23 protein-coding genes are annotated in these 21,747 nt (G+C 62.0%); 1 reads left to right on the top strand and 22 read right to left on the bottom strand.

The genetic code is table 11. The annotated features are described in order from the left end of the window. Positions 1–49: 49 nt before the first annotated feature. From FZ983_RS24430 to FZ983_RS24355, 18 genes are all read right to left on the bottom strand, one after another. Positions 50–352, bottom strand: coding sequence for a hypothetical protein (locus tag FZ983_RS24430; RefSeq protein ID WP_149226281.1), 303 nt, complete (start codon positions 350–352; stop codon positions 50–52). Positions 353–437: 85 nt separating this feature from the next. Continuing rightward, positions 438–650, bottom strand: a complete 213-nt coding sequence (locus FZ983_RS24425; protein ID WP_149226279.1) for a hypothetical protein — start codon at positions 648–650, stop codon at positions 438–440. Positions 651–726: 76 nt separating this feature from the next. Continuing rightward, positions 727–1,122 (bottom strand): hypothetical protein, encoded by a 396-nt coding sequence (locus tag FZ983_RS24420; protein WP_149226277.1) that lies wholly within the window; start codon positions 1,120–1,122, stop codon positions 727–729. Between the two features lie 106 nt (positions 1,123–1,228). Next, a complete protein-coding gene (locus FZ983_RS35125) occupies positions 1,229–1,357 on the bottom strand; it encodes a hypothetical protein (protein ID WP_282187032.1) in 129 nt (42 codons plus the stop codon). Between the two features lie 354 nt (positions 1,358–1,711). Further along, the gene (locus FZ983_RS35180; protein ID WP_149226275.1) at positions 1,712–2,227 is read right to left on the bottom strand and encodes an RNase H family protein; all 516 of its coding nucleotides are present in this window, start codon (positions 2,225–2,227) and stop codon (positions 1,712–1,714) included. Between the two features lie 104 nt (positions 2,228–2,331). Further along, entirely contained in the window at positions 2,332–2,640 is a 309-nt protein-coding gene (locus FZ983_RS24410) for a hypothetical protein (RefSeq protein ID WP_149226273.1), read from the bottom strand. A 100-nt stretch (positions 2,641–2,740) separates the two neighbouring features. Next, entirely contained in the window at positions 2,741–3,436 is a 696-nt protein-coding gene (locus FZ983_RS24405) for a hypothetical protein (protein WP_149226271.1), read from the bottom strand. A gap of 96 nt (positions 3,437–3,532) precedes the next feature. After that, entirely contained in the window at positions 3,533–5,758 is a 2,226-nt protein-coding gene (locus FZ983_RS24400) for a VWA domain-containing protein (protein ID WP_149226269.1), read from the bottom strand. A gap of 73 nt (positions 5,759–5,831) precedes the next feature. Continuing rightward, positions 5,832–7,274, bottom strand: a complete 1,443-nt coding sequence (locus tag FZ983_RS24395; protein ID WP_149226267.1) for a DUF3150 domain-containing protein — start codon at positions 7,272–7,274, stop codon at positions 5,832–5,834. Between the two features lie 113 nt (positions 7,275–7,387). Continuing rightward, entirely contained in the window at positions 7,388–8,185 is a 798-nt protein-coding gene (locus tag FZ983_RS24390) for a hypothetical protein (RefSeq protein WP_149226265.1), read from the bottom strand. Beyond that, positions 8,185–9,135, bottom strand: coding sequence for a CbbQ/NirQ/NorQ C-terminal domain-containing protein (locus FZ983_RS24385; protein WP_149226263.1), 951 nt, complete (start codon positions 9,133–9,135; stop codon positions 8,185–8,187). The genes FZ983_RS24390 and FZ983_RS24385 overlap by 1 nt, the downstream gene beginning before the upstream one ends. A gap of 90 nt (positions 9,136–9,225) precedes the next feature. After that, positions 9,226–10,233 (bottom strand): lambda-exonuclease family protein, encoded by a 1,008-nt coding sequence (locus FZ983_RS24380; RefSeq protein ID WP_149226261.1) that lies wholly within the window; start codon positions 10,231–10,233, stop codon positions 9,226–9,228. Between the two features lie 78 nt (positions 10,234–10,311). After that, complete coding sequence (locus FZ983_RS24375; protein ID WP_149226259.1) at positions 10,312–10,530, bottom strand: hypothetical protein; 219 nt, start codon at positions 10,528–10,530, stop codon at positions 10,312–10,314. 94 nt (positions 10,531–10,624) lie between these two features. Further along, positions 10,625–11,779, bottom strand: coding sequence for a phage recombination protein Bet (gene bet, locus FZ983_RS24370; protein ID WP_149226257.1), 1,155 nt, complete (start codon positions 11,777–11,779; stop codon positions 10,625–10,627). Positions 11,780–11,888: 109 nt separating this feature from the next. After that, complete coding sequence (locus FZ983_RS24365; protein ID WP_149226255.1) at positions 11,889–12,152, bottom strand: hypothetical protein; 264 nt, start codon at positions 12,150–12,152, stop codon at positions 11,889–11,891. Positions 12,153–12,246: 94 nt separating this feature from the next. Then, positions 12,247–12,414 carry a hypothetical protein gene (locus tag FZ983_RS34280; RefSeq protein ID WP_188092491.1) on the bottom strand — a complete coding sequence of 56 codons (168 nt, stop codon included), beginning with the start codon at positions 12,412–12,414 and terminating at the stop codon, positions 12,247–12,249. A 56-nt stretch (positions 12,415–12,470) separates the two neighbouring features. Next, complete coding sequence (locus tag FZ983_RS24360; protein ID WP_149226253.1) at positions 12,471–13,016, bottom strand: single-stranded DNA-binding protein; 546 nt, start codon at positions 13,014–13,016, stop codon at positions 12,471–12,473. 85 nt (positions 13,017–13,101) lie between these two features. Continuing rightward, on the bottom strand, positions 13,102–13,326 hold the full coding sequence (locus FZ983_RS24355; protein ID WP_149226251.1) for a hypothetical protein: 225 nt from the start codon (positions 13,324–13,326) through the stop codon (positions 13,102–13,104). Positions 13,327–13,661: 335 nt separating this feature from the next. Between FZ983_RS24355 and FZ983_RS24350 the strand changes: the two genes are divergently transcribed. Next, positions 13,662–14,576, top strand: coding sequence for an AcaB family transcriptional regulator (locus FZ983_RS24350; protein WP_149226249.1), 915 nt, complete (start codon positions 13,662–13,664; stop codon positions 14,574–14,576). A 1,293-nt stretch (positions 14,577–15,869) separates the two neighbouring features. Here FZ983_RS24350 and traN read toward each other — a convergent pair. The 4 genes from traN to FZ983_RS24330 all read right to left on the bottom strand — a co-directional run bounded on the left by traN (position 15,870) and on the right by FZ983_RS24330 (position 21,334). Beyond that, entirely contained in the window at positions 15,870–18,563 is a 2,694-nt protein-coding gene (gene traN, locus FZ983_RS24345) for a conjugal transfer mating pair stabilization protein TraN (protein WP_149226247.1), read from the bottom strand. A gap of 297 nt (positions 18,564–18,860) precedes the next feature. Beyond that, positions 18,861–19,829, bottom strand: coding sequence for a TraU family protein (locus FZ983_RS24340; RefSeq protein WP_348771070.1), 969 nt, complete (start codon positions 19,827–19,829; stop codon positions 18,861–18,863). 53 nt (positions 19,830–19,882) lie between these two features. Then, positions 19,883–21,013: a TrbC family F-type conjugative pilus assembly protein gene (locus FZ983_RS24335; RefSeq protein WP_149226243.1), complete on the bottom strand. Its 1,131-nt coding sequence runs from the start codon at positions 21,011–21,013 to the stop codon at positions 19,883–19,885. A 72-nt stretch (positions 21,014–21,085) separates the two neighbouring features. After that, on the bottom strand, positions 21,086–21,334 hold the full coding sequence (locus FZ983_RS24330) for a hypothetical protein (RefSeq protein ID WP_149226241.1): 249 nt from the start codon (positions 21,332–21,334) through the stop codon (positions 21,086–21,088). Positions 21,335–21,747 lie beyond the last annotated feature (413 nt).

Below are 21,747 nucleotides of genomic sequence, written 5' to 3'. Positions count from 1 at the left end.
ACGCACCTTCCCCCTGGCGGGGAGCAGAGCGTCCCCGCCGGGGTTTCTTTCAGTTGTGGGAAGCGATCAGGCCGAGCTTGGTCGCCTGATCACGGAACATCGCCCGGAGTTCATCCGGGTCAGCTCCCAGCGCCTTCGCGCAAATGCGAAAGCCAAAGGGCTTCTCGCCGTCGCTGTCGATCCACTCCCAGGCTTCGGCCCGAGTGCGTTGACAACTACGACCATCGACTGCCGCCGCCATCGTTTCGAGCAGGATCGTCTCGCAAAGCGCGACGAGGTCCTGATCGGTCCAGGCGATGTCTAGCAGCCAGTCGGCCGGCGCCACAGGTGGCGCACGTTCGTTGGTCAGCATGAGGTCTCTCCTTGCTGTGATCGGGAGAGACCTGTTCCCCTCCGGGGTCAGTCTCCCCGGGTGGGTTGGATCTTGTCAGGCACGCCTACTGCAGACGCGGGTAGGACGTGCTGTTCAGGAAAGCTGCCCAGGCATCCGGCCACCTTTCGAAGGTTCCGGGTGCCCGCTGTTCGGCCTCATCGACAAAGCGAATGAAAGCGCAGCGGATCGTGTCGATCTGTTCGTACTGCATTTGGCTGGTAAGATGGGCGAGCGTTCCGCTCGCCAGCCAGCGGACTTGCGTCGTGACAGGTTCCACGTATGTCCTCCTCGCGTTGAAAGGGAGGCGTCTCCCGGCGGGGAGACGTACTCCCCATGGGACCGGTGTATGGCTGTCAGGCGGCAACGGCAATCCGGGAAGACCGAAGCCGGGTTTCCGACGCTGACAGGATCGTGTTGACGTCCCCTTCGCGGAGGGTGGCGAGCGCACTCGCCGGATCCCTCACGGACGTTTCACGGAGTGTTGTAAGAATGGTCAGCAGGCTCTGGGCCGTCTGGATCGCACCATCGTGGCCCATGACGCGGACACACAGATGGAAGCACTCTATGTTGCGCAGTGCAGCTTCCGGGTAGTCGTCCACGTCAAAGCATGTGACAACCCGGCTGGAGACGACGCTTCCCTTATCGAAGCGACGGATCAACGAAATGCGCGGAGCATCGCTGCTCAGCACTTCGCTCAGGGACAGACGATTCTCCTGGTCATCCAGGATCTCATAGAACCACTTGCTCATGGGAGTCTCCAAAACTGGTTTCGGTAGGAAAGCCAGGGGGAGAAATCCCGTGTCCGGGGATCGTTCCCCGGGAGGGTGGTCGTGGCGACTACTGGCCCCTGGCGGCTTACAGCTTGGAAGGCACGTTGAACATGCCTTTGACAGAGGGCGGCACGGCTGGCGTCATGAGGACGATGGCCGGAGTGCAGCCCGCAAGCGTCGCCGCGGCGGCGACCAGTAGGATCAAATTGCGCATGAGAACCTCTCTGCCGAAGGCGGAGGAAGCAGACGTCCCCCGGTGGGAGGCTGTGCTCCCTGCGGGGAATCTGCCGAGGCCATCAGGCCCGGCGCGAGTGCCGCCCAGCAAGGGGCGGCTTGAGTGCTGCTTATTTATCGAGCCCAACTAGCTCGCCAGCGGCGCTGGAACTCACGCAACCGCATCAAGCAGGAAGCAACAAGTGAACCCATAATAGCCAGGGTCAAGGCCGAGCGATAGAGGCAAAAGACGATCTTCTCATTCATCGTTCAACGCTCCCGCACGTGCCCCCGAGACATCACCCGGCGTGGAAACAAAAAAGGGGGGATGCCGTAGAGCATCCCCCCTTCCCGTTTAACCAATCACGGGCTTGGCCAAGCAGGGCTGCCCCTGCTGGACAAGCAGTTCCTCGACCACCGCCGCCGATAATGCGGCACGGGCGGTCGCGTCGCACCACCCCTGGATCGCTGCCCGAACGTCAACGTCCCCTCGGTGGCCCTTCACGAACTCGGCTCGGAGCGTGATGCCGCGGTTGCGGACCACCTCCATGACCTCGCCGTGAATTTCCTGATCGGCGGTGCGGTCCTCGCGAACCCGTTGCGAACCGCCAAGCACGCCGAGAGCGTGTTGGTTGTCCGACTGCACCGTTACGATGTCGCCGCGACAGAGCCTCAAGTCATGGACGGCGGCGATGACGCCATTGCCCAGAGCTGTCAGCTCAGCCTCGCAGGAATCGCCGGCGGGTCCGTGACCGCTGTAGCGGAAGACCCTCCGTCCCGATCGTACCCACACCGCCCAGCCTGCCCGCAGCCGCTTCCCACAGAAACTGGCGTCGGCAAAGACGGTTACTCGTGTTGCTCGCCTCTCCATAATGCACCTGTTGGCGCAGGGAGACGCCCTTCCCCTGGCGGGGAGAGGGCTCCCCGCCGGGGTTCGGGTTGATTGAAGGCCAGCGCCGAAGCGCCGGTCTATGGTCAGTGGCCGCTGACCGCGTTTGCAGAGCCCCAACGAAGCGCGAACTCCGTCGGGGATACTCCTTGGTCAAGCGCGTCGGACAAGGCGTCCGGGTCCACCTGGGCATCGAACGTGTCGACCCGCCAGTGCCTGAGCATCGCCCCATCCACGGCTTCCACGTACTCCTGGAAGCCCATCTTCGAAACGTCGGTCTCGCGCTGTGTCCACACCTCGTCCACCGGACCGGTCAGGTCCACCGGGGCCAGATGGCCATAGGCGGGCGTCGCAAGTTGCTCGGCCGGAACTACGGCCTGGGTCGATATCTTCATGGCTTCCATCCTCCTGGGATCGAAGAGGGAGGCCGCCCCTGAGGGGATCGGCTCCCCTCGGGGTCAGGTCGTCAGGCTGCGGCTCGGGTATGTCCCGTGCTTAGGCCCGCTTGGCGTTGCTCTCACCGCGCTCGCGTTCGGCGAGGTGGGCGGTGAGGGCGCGCTGCGCGTGGTGCTCTGCCAGCGTGCTGGCGCGGAACCGCTTGGTGATGTCGCCTCCGGGGTCGTGGACATGCTTGGCGGTCAGGGAAACACCCTTTCCGATCAGCATCGCCTTCACGCCCGCCAGCGTGGCGGCTTCATCTATGCGGTTCTCGCGCAGGGTCTTGTGTCCAGACAGGACATCGACCGCGTGCTCGCTTGCGGACTGCGCCACAATCATGTCACCGCGCTTCAGGTCGAACTCATCCACCGTCAGATGGATGCCCAGGGCCAGGGCCTCGACCGAAGCGTGGTCACGCGTGTGGATGTGCTTGTCCCAGACGCCCCGCTTCTGGAGCGTCTTGGTATTGTCCCGCGCGTAGACCGACCAGGCACCGAGTTGGTGGGTGGCGTCGAACGCCGCCTCTCCAAACACCGTAACCAGTCGGCCCCGTTTCGCACGCCGATCCAAATGGGGTTCGGTCGGCGGCTGCGGGATCACATCCTTGTTCCGCCGCTGAAACAGCCGGCGGAAGACCTCCTCCAGGGCCTTCGTCGGGTCCTTATGGTCGCGAAACTCCTTGAAGAAGAGCCGCAAAACCGTGACGCAGACGAAGGCCACAGCGGAGATCAACATCTTCTCGATGAGCTCCATGCTGCACCTCTCGTTCTTTGGGGAAAGAGAGGGGGAGATCGCCCCCGGTGGGGAGCGTTGCTCCCCCTCGGGGTTGCTGGACCAAGGGCGAGACTGCTATGCAGCCGCCGCCGTGAGAGCCTTGCGCGTGATCTCGAACAGCGCACTTCTCAACTCGGTAAGGTCCTGGATGACGACCGCGGTCGGGAATAGTTGCCGAACGCGGTCGATCTGGATGCCGATGCCGATCACCTCTATGCCCGAGGCCTGACAACGCCTAACCATGTCGATGACTTGGTCTGAGTTGTTGGGCTCGCCGTCGGTCACGATCAGGAGCAACTTACGCTCCTCCTTGGTCGTGTTGACCAGCTGCGCGGCGGCATACCACATGGCTTCCCCCAGAGGGGTTCCGCCGGCCGGGGCCACCGCGAAGTTGCCGACCACCTGACGCACCTTCTGTCCATGCTTCAGAAGAGGCAGAACGCCAATGGCGCGCTGGTGATCTTGATCGTAGTCGCTCCGGCTTGCCGGAAAGGCTGTGATCGCGGAGTTGACGCCCGGGATGGCTTCGAGAGCCGTCGCGAGGGCAACCGCGCTGTCGATCGCCACGTCCAGCCGGTTCCGACTGGCCCCTCCGTTGACATGGGCGGCTTGCGTCGCCATGGAACCGGAGCGGTCCACGAGGATGTGGATCGCGGCGTTGGGGGCACGGGTGTCCGTGCGCTGCGTGAAGACCCGCGTGTCACCCGTCAAGATCCGGGTGATCTTTCGGCCGTTCACCGCACGGCCACGCCGGCGGGTGATTTCGTCCTCCCGTTGGCTGGCTTGCACCAGACCCAACAGCTGGGCGCGTACCCGACCGCTCGTGCCACGGACGCGGGAGACGATCCCCTGTCCGACGAGCGGGTTGGCCTGCACCTCCTGCGGCTGAGCCATGGCCGGAACCCGGCTCTGCACAGGTGCCTTGGCAGCGCTGTTGGACAGGTCCTTAGCCGCCTTTTGGAAGAGGTCTTTCGACCCCACGTCGTCGGCCGAGGCCGACAGAGCCTTCGCAATCGCGTCGGCTCCGTTGGGATCGTAATCTCCACCCTGGTCTGAGCCAGAGCCGCCCGCATCGCCGGCATCACTGCCGGCCGAATTGGGTCCTGAGCTATCGTCGCCATCGTCGCCTTCTCCGTCACCGGATTGGTCGTCGTCGGTTTCGTCGTCGGTGTCCGAGCCGGACCCCGTGCTATCGTCACCATCGTCGCCCTCTCCGTCACCGGATCGACCGTCGTCGGCTTCGTCATCGGTGTCCGAGCCGGACCCCGTGCTATCGTCACCGTCGTCACCCTCCCCGTCACCGGATTGGTCGTCGTCGGCGCTGTCAGAAGCGGCTCCAGGCGTCGCACTGTCGCCTTGCCCTTCATCATCGCCGCCACCGTCGCCGTCGGCATCGCTGCCGGCGTCGTCAGTTGCGCCACCATCCTCGGACGTGCCGCCCTTGGACTTGCCGGAACCGTCCGTGGCATCGTCGGCATCGCTACCGTCGTCATCGCCTTGGGCGTCCTGCTCGTTGTCAGACCCGGACCCGCCCTGCTGTTGCGGAGCGCTCTGGTTCTGCTGGTCCTGCTGCTGGTGTTGCGGCGGCTGCGGAGGGGGCTGGCGAGCCTTATCCTCCTCTTGCTTGAGCATGGTGAGGATGAGGTCTACGAGATCGAGGGCATCCGCAGTGCTCTCCAGGTTTTTCACCTCAGAAAGCAAAGCGTGAAGCCTGACCATGGCACCGGCCGGGAAGGTCTGTCCCGCTACGGCCTCGCTTTCGTCCGCGAGCGATTCCAAGGCCTTCTGGCCAAGCATATCGCTTCGCAGTCGTAGCAGGCAGTAGCCGGACAGGATATCAGCCGGGTGCTCCTTCTCGTTGACGGCCCTCATTTCGCCGCGGCGGATCAGATAGTCGATCACCTTGGCAATGGTTCTGCGAGTTCCCGGATAATCAACGGCGAGCGCCGCTTCGATCCGGACATCCTCAATGATGTTCAACAGCTCCCGACGGAGCGGCTGGTAGTATGCGCGATGAACGACAATCCAATCCGTGAATTGGATGTGCCCACCGGCCTCATGCGCGATGACGCCGTACGCGAGATCGCACAGGTCCGGCTCGTCGGGGTCGAACGCCGGCACGTAGACGCGGTTTCCGTCGGTCATCATCTCGTTGCCAGAGACAATGACCTGTACCCCGAATTTCTTGCCCAGCGCCGCTGCCACAATGGGCAGCGAGTCATAGAGCGTGCGAGCCTTGCGGGACGTCTTGGCCGGCTTGGCAGCCAGGCCTGTCCCTTGCGTGGTCTGATTGACCGTCATTCTCGTGCCTTTCGCCTGGGGGGCGAAGGAGCCCCCCTTGGCGGGGGAGAAGTACTCCCCCGCCTTGGGTTGCTTAGAAGAAGAAGGATTCGACAACCTCGACCGGTGCGGCCGTCGGCGGGATCATGTCGGGGAGCTTCCCGTCATCTTCCGCCTCGTCCAGGTCGTCGGTTTCGTCCACCTCGGTTTCGACCGCCGCCTCAACAGCAGCCGGCGCGGCCTTGGGCTCGGTCTCCGGTTCCTCCGGAGTTTCACTAGCCGCTGGCGCAGCTTCCGCCCCCAGGGGTACCGGCTCGGCGCCCAGGTGGGCATCCTGCTCTACCGGCTTCTGGTCGGCTTCCTGCGCGAGTTCAACCGTCGCCGTGACTGCCTCAACCGGTGCGGTCGGGACAGCCTCAGCGGCGGCGGGTGTAACCTGAACCGCCTGCTCTGCCTGTGCTGGCGCCGCGGTGTCGGAGTTGGACTCCTCGACCACCACGCCATCCGTGGCAGGAGAGGCGCCGTCATCACCATCCCCGAACAAGCCATCGAAGATGGAGAGGTCTGACAGCCCTTCAGCCACCGTTGCCTCCACCCGCACGGGCGTGGCGTGGACGACAGCCTCTGGCTCGTCCACATCTTCCTCTTCCGGGAAGTCAGCATCAGGATCGACGATGTCCCCATCCTCGACAGATGCAAAGAGGTCTCCGATGCCGCCCGTCGCCGGGCGGCTCGCCGCATAGGACCGGATCTTGTCGGGGTCCGACAGGATCAGAATCTTCGCGACGACCTCGTGGTAGACACCGTTCTCGATGTTGCCTTTCTCCGGAAAGCTGGCGATCAGCTCGTCAATGCCAGCCACCATTGGAGCCACAGCGCCATCCAAGAATGAAAGTCCGTCGAGCTTATCGCGCATCCGCTTGAGCGGCCCTGCGATACGCCGTGACAGGCTCTTCTCCGTCCGGGAAGCCACCGACTTCTCATAGAGTTCGTTGGCCTCCTGTGCGACCTCAGCCAGAAGCTGATTGCCCATGCGCGCAACCTCGCGGTCCAGCGAGCCGCTCTTGTCGGCCGGCGAGATCCGGAAGGTGCTGTAATCGGCCCAAAGTCGATGACTGACCGCCGAGGCGGGCTCAATGGCCCGGCGCAGCGCGTCCTCGAAGTTGGGATGCTTGGCGATCCACTCTTCCACCTCCTTGTCGTATTCGGCCAGGAAGGTGCTCTTCTCGCCGAGAAACTCCCGAACGATCTTGTCCAGAGCTTCGGTGACCGCTTCGGTCTTCTCGCGTGGGATCGCGTAGCCGCTTAGGAAGCGGATGCCAACGCTCTCCAAGAGGCGTTCCATCTGCTTCTTCAGCTTGTGGAAGACGTTGAGCCGATCAGGGTCCATGACTTTCTTGGAGCCCAGACTGGCAACGTCTTCAGAAGGCAGTTCACCACCCACGCCGAGGTTCAAATCTTCGGCCCGGAGCTTCTTGCGTCCGGTCCAGATCGTCACACCCAGCGAGAGGATGTCAACTTTATCAAGGGTCTTCATGATGCAGCCTCGTTGTGAAACGAGGCGCGGACCCACTCCTCCCCTGGGGGCGAAGTGAACCGCGCCCCATTGGGGAAGGATGTTCTGGGTGGCAGAGCGGGCTGTAAGCCCGCTCAGAACCAATAGTCGGCTTGGCCGGTGTCGATTTGTGAGAGCTTGATCCGTTTCGGGATCAGCCCGGCATCTTCGGCAGCCGGCGTGATGAGATCGACCGAGGATTCGAAGGTGGCGAGCAGAGCCGTCTCCTTGCGCAGGTCCTTGTCGATGGTGCCACCGTCCGCCTTGACCACGTTGACCGTCACGTCCGCAGACGCGACCAACCGCATGGTCAGGAGAAACAGGAGGGCGCCGACGCCGTTGGCCCGCCGCAGCGAGCCCGCGTGCCGCACCCTCCCGATGCCGGTGTGGCCGTCGAATGCCGGCGTCCAGCCCTCAATCACCGGAACCCCGGTCGGGATACCCTCACGGGTGCTCCACCGGCATTCATAGTGATCGGAGAGCCTACCCACGGCCACCTCCATCACCTCAAAAAGCCGCTGCCAGGAGGCAGCGGTGATTTCGAAGAAGATGTCGGCGTCCTTCATGGTTGCCGGTCTCGACGTAACCTCCTCGGCCGCGGGGATTTCCGCAGCCGGGTTGCTTTGCAGGTCGGTGGGCTTACCGTCGGCGCCGAAGGTGCAAGTGCCCAGGATCTCATAACCCTGTTCAGTCTGCTCCCACAGTCGCCGACGCCCCTCCGCCGCCGCGCCGCTGGATTTCCAGGACGACTTGGCGATGGGCTTTTTCTGCATGGCCTGTCCGGTCTTGCCGAAGCGCACGAACAAGTCTCCGCCGATCACGGCTACAGCCCAGTCTTTGGAGGTGCCGTCGGAGCGGTTGAACCGCGCCAACAGCCAGCGCTCGCCCGCCATCAATTAGCCTCCCAGAGATCGCCAAAGACATCGGCTGCGATCTGGTGGATCGCCTGCCGCTGCTCAGGTTCCGCCCGGTTGCTGAAGGCTCGCTCGAGAGCAAAGCCGACCGCGTTGGGAGCCCCCTTGAAGGCGACCGTCAGCCGTGCCCACCGCACGAGAGAGCGGGTGGACATGGTGAGGGAAAGCTCGGAGCCACCGTCCTCGCCGCCCAGGAACAGGCGACGGATCTCGTTGGCGACCTTGATCATGTTTTCCCGGATAGCCTGCGGCACCTTCGGCGCCACGCGCTCCAAGATCGATTCCTCGATGTCCGGCTCCAGATAGCCCACGCTGATGAAGCGGAAGCGATCCAGAAAGGCGGGATCGAGAACCTGGATGCTGGTGGCGTAAAGGCCCGAGGCATCACCCGACCCCATGCTGTTCGCCGTGACGAACAGCCGGAACTTCGGGTGGGCATGGATCACCTCGTTGGTCTCGGGGATCACCAGTGGCGATCCTTCCAAGATGTCGTTGAGACCGACCAACTCGCCGGCATCGCCACGGTCCGCCTCGTTGATGACGAGAGCGTAGCCGTGGGTCATGCAGACAGGCAGCGGCCCGTGAACAAATTTCGTCTGCCCGCCGACGATGGCCTGATGGCCAACGAGATCGGCGAATTCACGACGCTTGTGCCAGGAAAAGCACATGGTCGGCCAATTCAGACGCGAGAGCGTCTGGGTAACGATGGACGTCTTGCCGGCTCCGTAGGGGCCACCGATCCACATTGCGTCTCCCATCGGATCCGCAGCAAAGGCAAGAATGTCCCGCAGCTTGATGCGATCGAACACATAGAGATCGTCCCGCTTTGGGATGAGAGGGTTCGAATCGTCGGCGAAGCCCTCGACCGTAAACTGCGGCGGAGCCTTCGGCTGATCGAACGTGTCGCGAACGCTGAAGTTCTTAAACATGATGCACCCTATCTTGAGGAAGTCGGGGCGCACCATGCCCCGGAGGGGAGCATGTCTGCGCCCCAGGTGGGGATGAACTTGAGTTGCGAATTACGCGGCCACGGCTACAACCGGACTCACGCTTTGGGTGTCCGCCGGCTTCACCTTCTTGACACTTACCTTGACGCTCTCCGAGGAGGCGCCACGGAACTTGTCCAGATCAGCGTCGCTGACGGCAACCTTGTGATGCTCCAGGAGGGCCGTGTAATCGACCCGTCCCTTGGAGATGTAGCGGGTGATGAGGATGCCCGATGCTTCAGCTTGGGCGAACTGCCCCATCTGCTTGATCAGCCGCTCCTTAGCGGTGTCCTGCTTCAGGGTCAGCGCCGCGATCTCGGCCTTGAGGGCATCGATCTTCGCACTAGCATCGCGGTACTCCGTCGCAGCAACTTCCCACTCCTGCCTTTCCTCGTCGGACGCTGGAGAGTAGCTGTCGCGGGCTGGATCCTTCTTCGGCTCCTTGCGGCTTTTCACCGCTTCCATGAAGGTTTCGGCCTTCTGGAGCATGTCGGCGATAAATGCCTCGTCCCGGTCGACACGGAATTCGACAGCTTCGTCAACGACGAGGCTGCCATTTTCCTTCTCGATCACGCGACCAAACACCAGATAGCCGTGGTCCGTGCCGGCCACGAAGATCTGAGCCTGCACCTGGCAGGAATAGAGGCGAAACGCAGTCGCGTCCTCGCGGAGCGCCACCACCTCATCGAACACCGAGTCCGACGGTGCCTTGAGTTCGACGGGGATTCCGTCATCGCTCAGGCCGTCGAAGCTGGCGCGGATGAAGGGATGGTCCGCTTCGGCGCAGGCGGGAAAAAGCATGGTGTCATGCTTCGCCTCGAACCACGCGCGAACAGCGGGCTCGCACCGCTTGCCATGAGCGACGAACATGTTGCCGCTCAAATCCTCCGGAGGAATCTTGCCTGCCTTCTCCGCCCACAGGCGCCAAGGCGTCTTGTAGGGGCTAATGCCGAGGACCACGGCGATGTCGGAAGCCGACACGCCTTGATCGCGCCATGCCAGCCATTCGGCCGAGCCCTGGCGAAGGTTGACGATCTTCATGATGCACCTCTGCAAGGGCGGAGGCGCACGTCTCCCCGGTCGGGGCGTCGTGCGCCCCAGCGGGGTTTTCGTCGTGAATTACGCTTGCCAGTCTGTCCCCATGCCCCGGTTTCGGGACATGGGCGAGTAGCGAGCGAAATGCTCGTCCGGCAGCGAACGGATCGCGGTCACGCCGGCCGATCGCAACGCCGTGGTGGCAATCGCGGTGATGTCCTCGAAGGTGAAGACTTGCGTCGTGGCTTTATGCCCCAACGCCCGGTCCTTCATAGCCTCGGACTTTCTGATGTTGCTGAGCATGCTGCTCTCCTCCGGGGTAGGCCCCGGTCAGGGTGTCATGCTTCCCGCGCTGGGGGCTCGCGCGCCCCGGAACAGGAATGGATGTGGACAGGGCCTACCCGGCCTGCTTCATGGCGGCGGCAGTAGCGGCCGCTTCCGCCTGGGCCAGCTCGACTTCGGTCTGAGCGTACTCGAAGTCGAGGTCGCTCAGCTTTCCGTCGTTGCGGAGCTTGGACAGGTAGTCCTTCGCTCCCGTCCAGGCGCCGGCGGCACCGGCACGCTGGATCAGCTCCATCGTGGAAGCTCGCACCTTGTCTGACACGGACTGGGAGCGCTCGGCATGCCGCAGGACATATTTGGCGTAAGCCAAGTCGTTGTCCTGCAGCCGCTCTGCGGCATACCCGACGGCCGTTTCCCAGGCACCATTGGGAAGCGCACGGCGCACCAGCTTTCCGATCAGCTCCTTCACCTCGGCGCCGACCTGAAACAGATCGGGCTTCAGTTCCGGAACCGGCTGACCGCCAAGGACCTCCCCCGTTTTCGGGTCGATGTCCATGACGGTCGCGGACTGCGGCACGCCACGCTTGGAGCGGCGTGGGATGTCAGCCTCGTCGGCCTCGATCACCTTGCCATCCATCTCCTCCGCACTGTAGCCGCCGCATTCCTCAGGGAAGGCGGCGCGCAGCGCATCGGCTTTGGCGCATTTGGCGAGTTGGCCCTTTGGCCGCTTCACCCACATATCTGTGGGGAGAGCGCTTCGAGAGCGTTTCCGAGAGTAGGTCTCCAACCAGAAGATCTTCGCGGTGAACGGGCACCGGACACCGCTGACGAGGCGGTACACGGTGACCTGGCACCATTCGGGGAACTTGAGGGTGACCGTCTCGGTCTTCTTCGAGCCACGTGGACCGTCTTCATCGTTCACCTGGCCGGTGAACGTCTCCGTGATCTCCGGCCCATAGATCGGGGCGTCGACACCGGCGAACTCGCCCGTTCGGGCGGCCGTGGTCTGCACCTCGTTGATGCCCGGCCAAACCGTCTCCACGGACTTCCCCAGTGCGGAGCTCCACATGGGCACGATTGACACGGGGCGCTTCATGATGTCGAGCTTGCGGGCTTGGCAGTAGGCCACCGCGAGCAAGATGCCCTCAGCGCTCTTGGCGGACGGGAAGGTGGATTCCACCAGTACCCGCCAAGTCTGCTCATTGACCCCGTAGCTCTTTGCTTCCACCGGATACGCGATCCGCGGTTGCAGCGAAATGACTTCGCCCATCTTTCTGTCCCTCTCAATTAAATGAGAAGGCGCCACTTCCCCCTGAGGGCGAGCGGCGCCCCCTATGGGTTGTGACGGTCAGTTCAGGTCAGCGCGAGACGTCGTTGTCCTAGTTGGACGAAGACGGAGCCTCGGCGGCCGGCTTTGGCCGGAACGGCTCGCACGGATCGGGTTCCCCCGGCTTGCGAGCCACGTAGCCGACGCCCATCGCTTCGGCATCGCATTTGGTCCTGAGCAGCAGGTTTTCCTGTGCCTTCCGGAGTGTGTCCGCCTCCCCCAGCGCAAACAGGAAGCCTGCGACAAGGTAGATCGCGTAGAGCGCGATCATGGCGAGCACGAAAGCCTTCAGGACGGGTTTGATGATCTCGGTCATGGTTTTGCGCCTCCTAGCGCAATGCTGCAGAGGCACACTCCACGCCCCACGTTGGGACGAGAAAGTGCGCCCCAGTGGGAAGGAGTAAAGCAGATCAGCGGTTGTCGCTGAGCCGCACGGTCATCGTCATCTCTGCCTGTTCGACGGTCTTGACGATCGCATACAGGCTTTGGTGGACAGTCACCCCAGCCATAGCGGCCACGATGATGCCGAAGACGATGTTCGGGAGAACCCGCATAACGACCTCCAAATCGGAGGACACGGCATTCCCCTTGGGGACGCTAAGCCGCGCCCCTTAACTTGAAACCGCGAGCGAAATTAGAACGGGATTTGATCCCATCCATCATCACCAGCGGCACTGCCTTGGCTGCGGTTTGCCGAGCTTTGGGATCGAGAACGATCCTGGCTGCTCTTGCGGTCGGATCCACCTGGACGACCGGCGGCACCCTGGCGATCGGAACCACCCTGGTGACCGGGCTCGCCGGCGGGACGCCCGCCATTGGTTGAGCCGTTGCTACGACCGTTGCCAGCGCCGTTGTCGGATTCCCGACCCTGACTCTGACCGCCGTGCAGATCGAGTTCGCTCACGCGAACTGTGAGGGCCTTGTCCTTGCTGCCGTCGCGACGCTCGAATTCACGAAGCGTGACTTCGCCGGCAATGGACACTTCCCTGCCCTTCTTGAGGAGGGTGGCGAGTTTTTCAGCTCGGGTCCCCCAGATCGAGCAGTCGACCCACTGTGTCGTCTTGTTCTCTCCGTAGCCAATATCATTGGCGACGGCAAAGCTGAGGACTTTTTCGCCGCCCTGCGTAGTGCGCAGTTCGGCGTCGCGGCCCAAACGACCATTGAAATGCCAGATGTTCATGATGCACCTCATCCTATTTAGGTTGCGATGCACGGAACTCCTCCCTTGCCCAGGGTGGAGACTTGTCCGTGCTGGTTGGGGAAGGTCAGGCTTCGAGATAAGGGCGGATCACCGCCGGTACCGCATGAACGGTTTCGGTGTGCAGCCCCGTGTTGATCGCATCCGAAGGCACGGCCAGCCGCCGAAGAGCGGAGTGGGCAGTGCGCCATGGATAGCGACCCGCTCGGTAGCCGGCGTAAACGTCGGCTGCCAGGCTAAGTTTGAGCTCGGAGGACTGGACGCCCTCAAAAGCACAGAGGTTTAGGGACATGATGCGCCCTCATTCCATGAGGATGAAGGAGGCGCGTCCCGACCCCACGCGGGGAGGGAGAAGCCTCCCTCTTGGTGGGAACACGCTCGGCGGCAAACCGGCGAGCTACATGCTGGTTGTTTTAGGACCCCAACTAGGTCCCCAGCTGAAGCCGGGCACTTTGGCATCGCTGCATCAAGCAAGCGGCGCTAAGTGGAGCCAATGTACCGTGCCGACACTGGCGGCGATAGGCCAGAAAGACGCCGATTTTGCGCGTCTTTCAAAGGCGCGGAATAGCCCTCTGGTTGATTAGGCTGTGGAGCACAGGTCCACCACTCCCCGGAGTATTCATCACCATGGAAAACGCCGACCAGCAGCCGGCACAGTCGGTTGCGTCGCCCCAGTCCCGTCCGGCCCGGAATTCGAAGGACGCGCAGAACGAAAAGGCTTCACAGCGTTCCGCCGGTACCCGCCGGCAGCCAGGGAAGGGCCGCTTGTCCACCCGCGCGCCGCGGACCCACGCCGATTACTCCACGCCGGTCCTGCACAAGACACTCGCGCTGAAGACCCATCAGGCGCAGCAGGTGGAATCCCGGATCCTCGCGACCACCATGTCCTCGATGTACATCACCGAGGTCGTGCTGCGCATCATCGGCGATTCCAAGGAAGCCGAAGCGGTTTCCGAGATCATCAACAACCATCTGAAGGTCGAGGAGGAAGCGCTCCGGGCTACCCTCGCTCAGCTTGAACAGGTCCGGTCGTCGAATATGGTCGATTTCGAGCCCGAGTACTCGAAGCCGATCTCCAAGCCCCTTGAGGTCAGCTCGCCCCAAGCAATGCGCTTCGTGCTCCTGCTGGAAGGCTACGATAAGCTCATCCGGGTGGTCGACGGCCTGTGGTTCGCCGGCCTCATGGATGGCAAGCAAAAAGCAACGGCAACGTGGGAATGGCAGCGTCGCCTGGTGAGGCTCGGCAACAACGTCATCGCTCTGGAGCGTCGCGCTCGCGCCGCGGCCGTTCGCAAGAACAAGGGCGAGGAGGTCAGCAAGGTCGTCGGCGACACGGAGACGGCCACGGTGTCGGACACCGACGCAGGTGGCAACAAGACAAAGCGCGCCTCCAAGGGCCAAGCACCTGCCCCTCAATCCGAAGATGATGTGGCATCGGGTCCCGCTCCGGTGGCCGTCGCCATGGCAGCGGTGGCGGCGACAGAACCGACCGGCGCCGGTGTGGTCTCTGCCGCGAAGATCGCGGCAGCGCCGGCCGAGTGATTGCCCCCTTACCACCTGACGACCGGAGAAGAGGGAGCCGATCAGTTGGCTCCCTCTTTTCATGGCGCTACGGCGACATGGCGTTAGCTCATGCTCAGGCCCACCGTTCGGCGTGGACGGCGAAAGGCAAAACCCAAGCGGCGTGGCTTCTGAGACAGTTGGATCTTGCGCGTACGGCCGGGCCACAATAAGGTTCCGGTGCCCTCTCGCAGGGCAGTGTGTTGGGGAACACACTTCTTATGATGCACCTTGGGAAGGCGTGGTCTTCGGGCCACGCCTTTCTGGTTTCTGGGCACGACATCCTGCGGACAGGCTGATAAATCGGGATGAGCGGCGTCTTCTAAAGAGCAAGGACGGCCGCCGCTCGCACAGTCTCAGTCACTAGCTGATGTCCACCCCGCCAGCAGGATAAGCGGCAGTGGGTGGCTAAGCGTCGGCCGCGCCGGGAGTTCGCGCGGGGCCCTTTCGCTCTCGGCGCCGCAGTTCTTTTTCGACAGCATCCCGCACAAAGTCAGCGCGATCCTCACCAGTTGTGAGGACGCTTTTGATCCGCTCGAAGGTCCCTTCGGCGAAACGGGCAACCATGTCCTCGACGTACTTCTTGGGGCGGGCCATGCCCCGCCTTTTCGGGGATATGTCTGATTTCGTCAAGGCGATATCTCTTTCATCCAGTTGATGAGATATCTTAAAAGGCATTAATAGATATCTCTTAACGACCGATAACAGATATCTGTTATTTTAGCAAGAATGTTGGTCTGCCGACCCGCATTCGGCAGTTACGAACGAGCGGGACCGAAGATCCGAGGTTGTTGCTAAATTCTCTGATGGGACCGCGGGCCGCTCGGACGTGCGGCCATGGACAATGCCGTTGCGGTATGGCGGCTAGTTGTCTGGACGGTTGAGGGAGCCATGTAGTTGCTCAGACGACGCGGTTCACCACAAGGCACATTGAGGCAGCATTAGGCGGTGCCGGCTGGCTCGGCCAGCACCTACGGCCGTGAACAGGCGGAGGGACCGGCCGACGCCTTTCCACGCAGGAAAGCACGCAGGCTTGCGCCCTTGCCTGCCGGCCCTCCGGCCCTCCTCCTTCAGCCGCCGCGCAGTCGGCACATGCTCACCATGCCCAGCGGCCACTATCATCTTTAGCAACCATGGTTACGCGTTGTGCCGAGGCAACGTCACCAAGGCGCAGCGTTACCGCTCCTTAGCTTTGGCTGCCCCCTTCGGGCGGGGTCGCTAAGCCGGCGCCCCACAGTGTGGCGGACCACACGTTTGTGCGGTCTCGCTAGCTGGTTAGTTTCCAGGCAAGGGCTTGGCTTTCAGTTCGGTTGTTGCGTCTTTGCGTGCCTTGTCGACGTCGATGCCACCGACTCGTTCCGTTGCGCGCTGGGTGGTGTTCACCCGAGTTCCGACATTGAAGTTGCTCCCGGCACCAGTGAGGTTGTCAATGTTCACACTCGATTCCGAGGGCAGGTGTCCAGTTTGAGCCAGCAGCCCCAGCCACTCGTCAAGATTGATCTGCGACCAGTCGATCCGCTGGATTTCGTCGGTCGTGATCCCGCGGCAGTCTGGCTCCTTGGGAGTGCCCCAGGACAGGCCGAGCTGCGGTCGTGCCTGTTCCTGGATGATCCGGGATAGCGGCGAGTTGAAGCAGCAGTAGGATTCCCTCTTCTCGATACAGACGCCCAGCACCTTGCTGTTGCAGTAGCTGCCAACTTGGTGGCAGTTCTTAAGTTGCTTCTGCGCGTTAAGCTCGAACTCTTCCTTCTCGCATGCCCAGATAATCTGAATCAGGATCATCACGATCTGGTAGACGGTATAGGCAATCATGATCCAGCCGAGCACCGACCCGATAATCGCTTGGCCGCCGCCCAACTGCAGAGGACCCTGCGCAGTCCCACCAATGAACGCTGACCCTCCGGTTTCTGCGACCGAAAAGAGGCTGTTGGCTGCCGCGTCACCGAACACCTGAGCAGTCCAGTCGCCCACCTTGTTCAACAGGGTCTGTTGGATGGAACCGATGAGCGTCTTCGACGCAGCGTCCGATGCGACGCTCTCCGTTCCGCCCCATATGTTCTCCCAGCCCTGAACGAATGGCTTGTTGATCTCAGTCCAGGCGCTATCAATCGGCCCGGTGAGCGTCTCGTAGGCACCGCGCAGCGCATTGCTTTTGTCCAAAGCGGACACAGCACTGTCTAGCTTGCCGACCGCCAGAATCAACGAGATATAATCGCCTAGAGATACTGTAGAGGTTTCCTTGCAGCAATCGACAATGCCGCCTACCGCCTTCTTACATGTCTGGGCCTTTCCTTTAAATATCGTGCAGCTTCTGTTTTCCTCATTAGAGTCTTCTTTGCATTCGGCATCCATTGCCATGAAGCGGGCAGCCGACAAGGTGGCTGCCGCACGGGCAAAGTCGTTGCTCAGTTCCGCCTGGGGGTTCACGCACTCTGTGCCCATGCACCGGATAGGTCCAGGGCAGCTCGTCGTCGTGTTGCGGGTAACGGTCGGCACTGTCGCCGAGCTTCCGCAGTCCCATTGCTCCTCACGCACATAGCAGACCCCAGAGGCGCCCAAAGCCCCTTCAAGGCAGCTCGACTTAATGAAACCGCATGACGGATTTGACTCGAACGCTGCACAAGATTCGAGGTTCTCCCCGTTGGTCTTCGGGCATTGCTGCTGCCCCTGTGCGTCGGTCCAGCAATCCATCTGTCCTTTGTAAAAGTTGCATTGGGCATCTACTGAGGCGCGGCGGCACAGCGGAGACGTTCCGGCAGGCATCGGCGAGTTCGCGAAATCGGTCGGGCACAGGCGAATGCCGTTTATAGTTGCGCACCCTGAAGCGTCAGTCACGGGCATGTCAGTGCATGTCACAGTCCCGGAACAGAAGCCATCGGACACCCCTTGAAGCGCCGTCTTGCATTCAGGTGGATAATACTCGCTCTTCGCAAGGATCTTTGCAGGGTCATAGACAATGCGAATTCTAGCGTAACCTTCTCCCTTGACGCCTACAGACACGCGCGTGCGCATCTCTAGCTTCCCGCTCACTTTGAAGAACGAGGTAACATCGAGATTTGGCGTAGCCTGCCACTCTGTACGCAGTTCACACGGCCCTTCCGTCTCTGGAGCGAAGCGCCAGTCTGGACCTTGCCATACCTTAGTATTTCTAAGATAAACTTGCATGTAGTCATCCCACTTAGCGTGCTCAAGCGTAGCGCTAATCACCGCATCAGGGTTGAATACATCCACCTCAATAAACTCTTCGAAGATTGTACAGTTGCCGGATAAGTAATTATCCCCGACTGTGCCAATCCACATATCTACACACCCGGGACCGCAACTAGCTAAATTGGCCGGTCCACCGGTGTGCTCAAGGACACCTACACGGTAATCATGGATAATGGAGCACTTCTTGGTTGTGTCTTGAATCCTCTCGCAGGTCTTGTACGCCGGCACATGGACTGAATAAGACCCTTTGCTAAAGGTTGTATCTGTCGAGCAGTCGGCGAAATCAGCAGGTAGGTTGTTCCAGGTGAAATCGGACTTAGCCCAGAGCGGATCGTTGTCGAGGTTCGGCCTCGTCACGTTGGACGATCCCACCAAGGTTCGATACGCGTCGCCAGTGCGGCTGCCCTCGGTCTTCAGGCGCTTGTGAGCATCCGTGCCAGCGTTGATCATGGCGCTGTCGTTGCCGTAGAGCGCCTGGGTGGTGTCGGCGTTCTGGCCGTTCGAACCAGGGAACATATCGCCAGAGGAGAGCGAGAGCGGCTTCGACGAGTTCGGCCACAGAGTGACCTGACCATCCTGTTGAGCCGAGAAGAGGTCATTCACGTTCGGGATGGAACCACCTACTGCCCGGCCGGCGGCGGCGCCGGTGGCGATGGGATCTGCGGCCAGGGCGATCGCGCCAGTCTGCACTGTCACCAGCGCCGAGACGACAATGGCCGCGATCGGCTGGGCGAGCCAAGACGTGCGTAGCAGTTTCATGGGGGTCTCACGCGGACGAAGAACGAGGCGGACGCGGCGAAACGCCACAGAGTTTTCCGCCTCCAGTTATCGCCTATCGCAAACGTCCTGCGCGCCGCTGAAAGACGCGTGTTTTCCGCGTCTTTCGCCCCCTCGCTGTCAAGCCATTCTCTCGGGTCCAGGAACCCCTCATGGCATTCTGCTAGAGGGCGTCACCTCAGCGGTGCTTTGCACCCACCCGGCGGACGCAAGAGCGTCGCAACTAACGCGTTTCATGTAACAAAGCGGTGTCGCGCCGTTCTGCAATTCAACAGCAGTTTACATGAACGATGAGCAACAATCGACCCAACGCCACAGAATAAACATAGTATCTTCACCGACGGCGGGGATCTGTTTTCCCATCCCCCAACGCCAATCGGACTCCCCAGTGACATGATCACTTCTTGCTTCTGGCAGCGGGAAGAACATACTCCACCTATACTGCGACTTGGGGAACATAGGATCGATACGGCCGGCGCACAGCGCGTCATCCCCCATGGTCCGCCAGGAGAGCCCGCGGCGATGAGCCGCCGCAATGGACCGCGCGGCCAAGAGGTTGGTGTTTTCCGCCAAGGAGCCCAGTGCCTCGTCCCATCCCGAGAAGGGATAGATTGATGTGCTCCAGGCGCCAGCGCACCAGAACATCTTCGTAATCGGCCGCCCAGCCGTTGCGGCGGCAGCGTCCGCCACACACGCAGACTGCGTGATGGGATCGGCGACGGCTGCGGCCTCGGGCTGCGTGAAGAATGCCAACTCCGAGTTATTCCAGGTCGGGTCCAGCTCGGAAATCATCATGAGGTCAAAGTCGAAGAAACCGTCGCTGACGCAATTGTTGTCGACGAACAGGTCGAGCATGATGAGCAACGGAAACGCGTATGTGTGATAGTGATAGAAGGCACTGTCTCCATAGTCGAGTTCCGAGTTGCCCTTTGTGCCCTGCATGCGCCGGGAGATCGGCAGCGTAATTCCCCCGAGCGCCATTGAGCATCCAGGCTTGCGCACCAGCTCCACAATTCGCGCCGGCTGCCACATGGAAATGGTCATGCCCGGCTTCGGCAGCCCCGCGCGGTCGTTGCACAGGCACAGCGCCTTTTTGGTGGCCCCTTCCGGCACTCGGCTGTTTCCCCCGCCCAGGGGGATGCCTGAGACCTTGATGGGGAAAATGCAGCTCCAGCAAATGTCGGTGAGGAGCTTTCCCGAGAACAGTTCAGAGTTTTGGCAGGCCGGGTCAGCTAAAGCAGACGACATGGGGCTTGCGACGAGGCCAAGGGCCAGAGCGGCGGCGGCGAAAAGGCGGCGCATCAGGGCTTGTCCTTCTCTGGAGGAATTTCGGTGACGACGAAGGCGCGCCCATCGGACTCGATCAGCGCCGGCACGCGCTCTAACCTGAAGCGGGATTTGATGTCGGGGGTCAGCAGATAGACTGGGCTATCAACACGCTGCTCCAGCTTGTCGAGGCCCTCCCAGCTACCTTCCCGGTCCATGGCCGTCATGACCAACGTGACGCGCCGCCTGCCCTGCACCTCGGCAGCGAGCTTGGCAGCTATTGCCACTTGGCCAGGAGAGCGGGCGTCGAAGACGACCAGCCGCTGTGTGAAGGGCAGCTTATCGAGCGGGTTGATCCGGCGTCCCGCTTCGACGAGGACGCGCCCCTGAGCATCGGTGATTGGCTTGGTGACCACGACGGTCGGATCTATAGAGCGCACCCGCCGTTCCGTTGCCTCCGGCAGCTCGTCGAACCGGGCCTTGCTCCAGAACTCATCTCGGGCTCGGCGCTTGTAGCCCTCAAGATCGAAGTCCTTGGCTTTCACCTGCAACACCTCGATCAGATCGGGCTCTACGACCTCAACTGTGGGGCCGAGAACGCCAAGATCACCAGTCGCGCCCGCCCTCACCTTGTCGACGATGAACTCCGGAGAGCTAAGGCCGGTGGCATGGGCGAGCACATTCGCACCCTCCGTGTACGCGACCACCGGTGCCGCCGTAACGGACAGTTCACGAAAGACCGTTGGATCGATGATCACGTTCGGCAGCGGGTCCATGTCCCGCAGCATTGCGTGAAGCCGGCGGACGCCCTGGCCAAATGTCTCACCTGGCAGAACGCCCCTGAAGACCACCTGCACGTCGTCGCGGCCGGCGACGCTTTGGAAAAGTTCCTTGAGCGCTGCGTCTCCCAGCGCCCAGGATGCCAGGATTTTCACCCGCACCCCCTCGTCACGCGGAGGTTGGCCCGCGACAGGCCCAGTGTCAGGCATGGACATCTGTCGCTCGGCGGCTTCCTTGCCATAGAGCCACGCCGGTGGTGGCTGGGTGACTGCCTGCTGCTTGATACGCTGCGCCCGCTCCACAATAGCTCGGATCTCATCGTCGCTCGCGACTGCTGGCGTGGCCAGGATGGTCGCGCCGAGGAGCAACAGGGCGAAACTGCGCATGGACGGTCCTAAATGTGAGGGGATGTTGAAACGGCCGCCGCGGTCAGGCGGGGCGGCGGCACCAGCAGGTCACTACTTGCGCAAGCTGGCAGGCGTGCTGCCGCTCAGTCCCAGATAAACCAGAACTCCAACCGCGGCGATCACGGCGACGATGGCGGGCGGCGCCGCAGCCCCAAAGGCGATTGGAAATTCGGTGCTCTCTGTTCCCGTCCAGATCAGGTCGGCCCAAAAAAACAGGCCAGCCACGACCATGGCGGCAACGACAAAGGAGCCGACCAGTGTGAAGGCAAAGCCAAGCAAGGTCATGGTTTTTGCGAGCATCGGATTCTCGAGAGCATCGGGAAAGGGTTCCCGTCCAAGGCCCTCAAGACTACCGCTATCCGCGATCTATCCGCGCCGCTGAAAGACGCTGGAAATCGTCGCCTTTCGGAGGTTCCCGCCATGATGTTGGCAGGATGACGATCACCGACAGATCGTCGGTAAACTGGCCCCATCGGCTCTGAACCGCAGATGCGAGCGCAGCTGCAGGGCTCCGGCCCTGTGACAGCTTCAGGAGCGCCAAAGCGTTCTCCGGCCACAGGTAGCGCCAGAGCCCATCCGAGCCGATCACAATAGGATTGGTGATCGCACCAATCACGGTGGGAGCGGGAACGGTGATCCCGGCGCCTACCCTCTGGTTCCGCTCGCCCCCTGAAATCTCAACCGGGCCGTACTCATCTCTCGACCACGTTTCC

Origin of the sequence: Azospirillum sp. B21 (assembly GCF_008364825.1) — a bacterium.
Taxonomy (GTDB): Bacteria; Pseudomonadota; Alphaproteobacteria; order Azospirillales; family Azospirillaceae; genus Azospirillum.
This window is presented reverse-complemented; position numbering and strand designations above follow the sequence as displayed.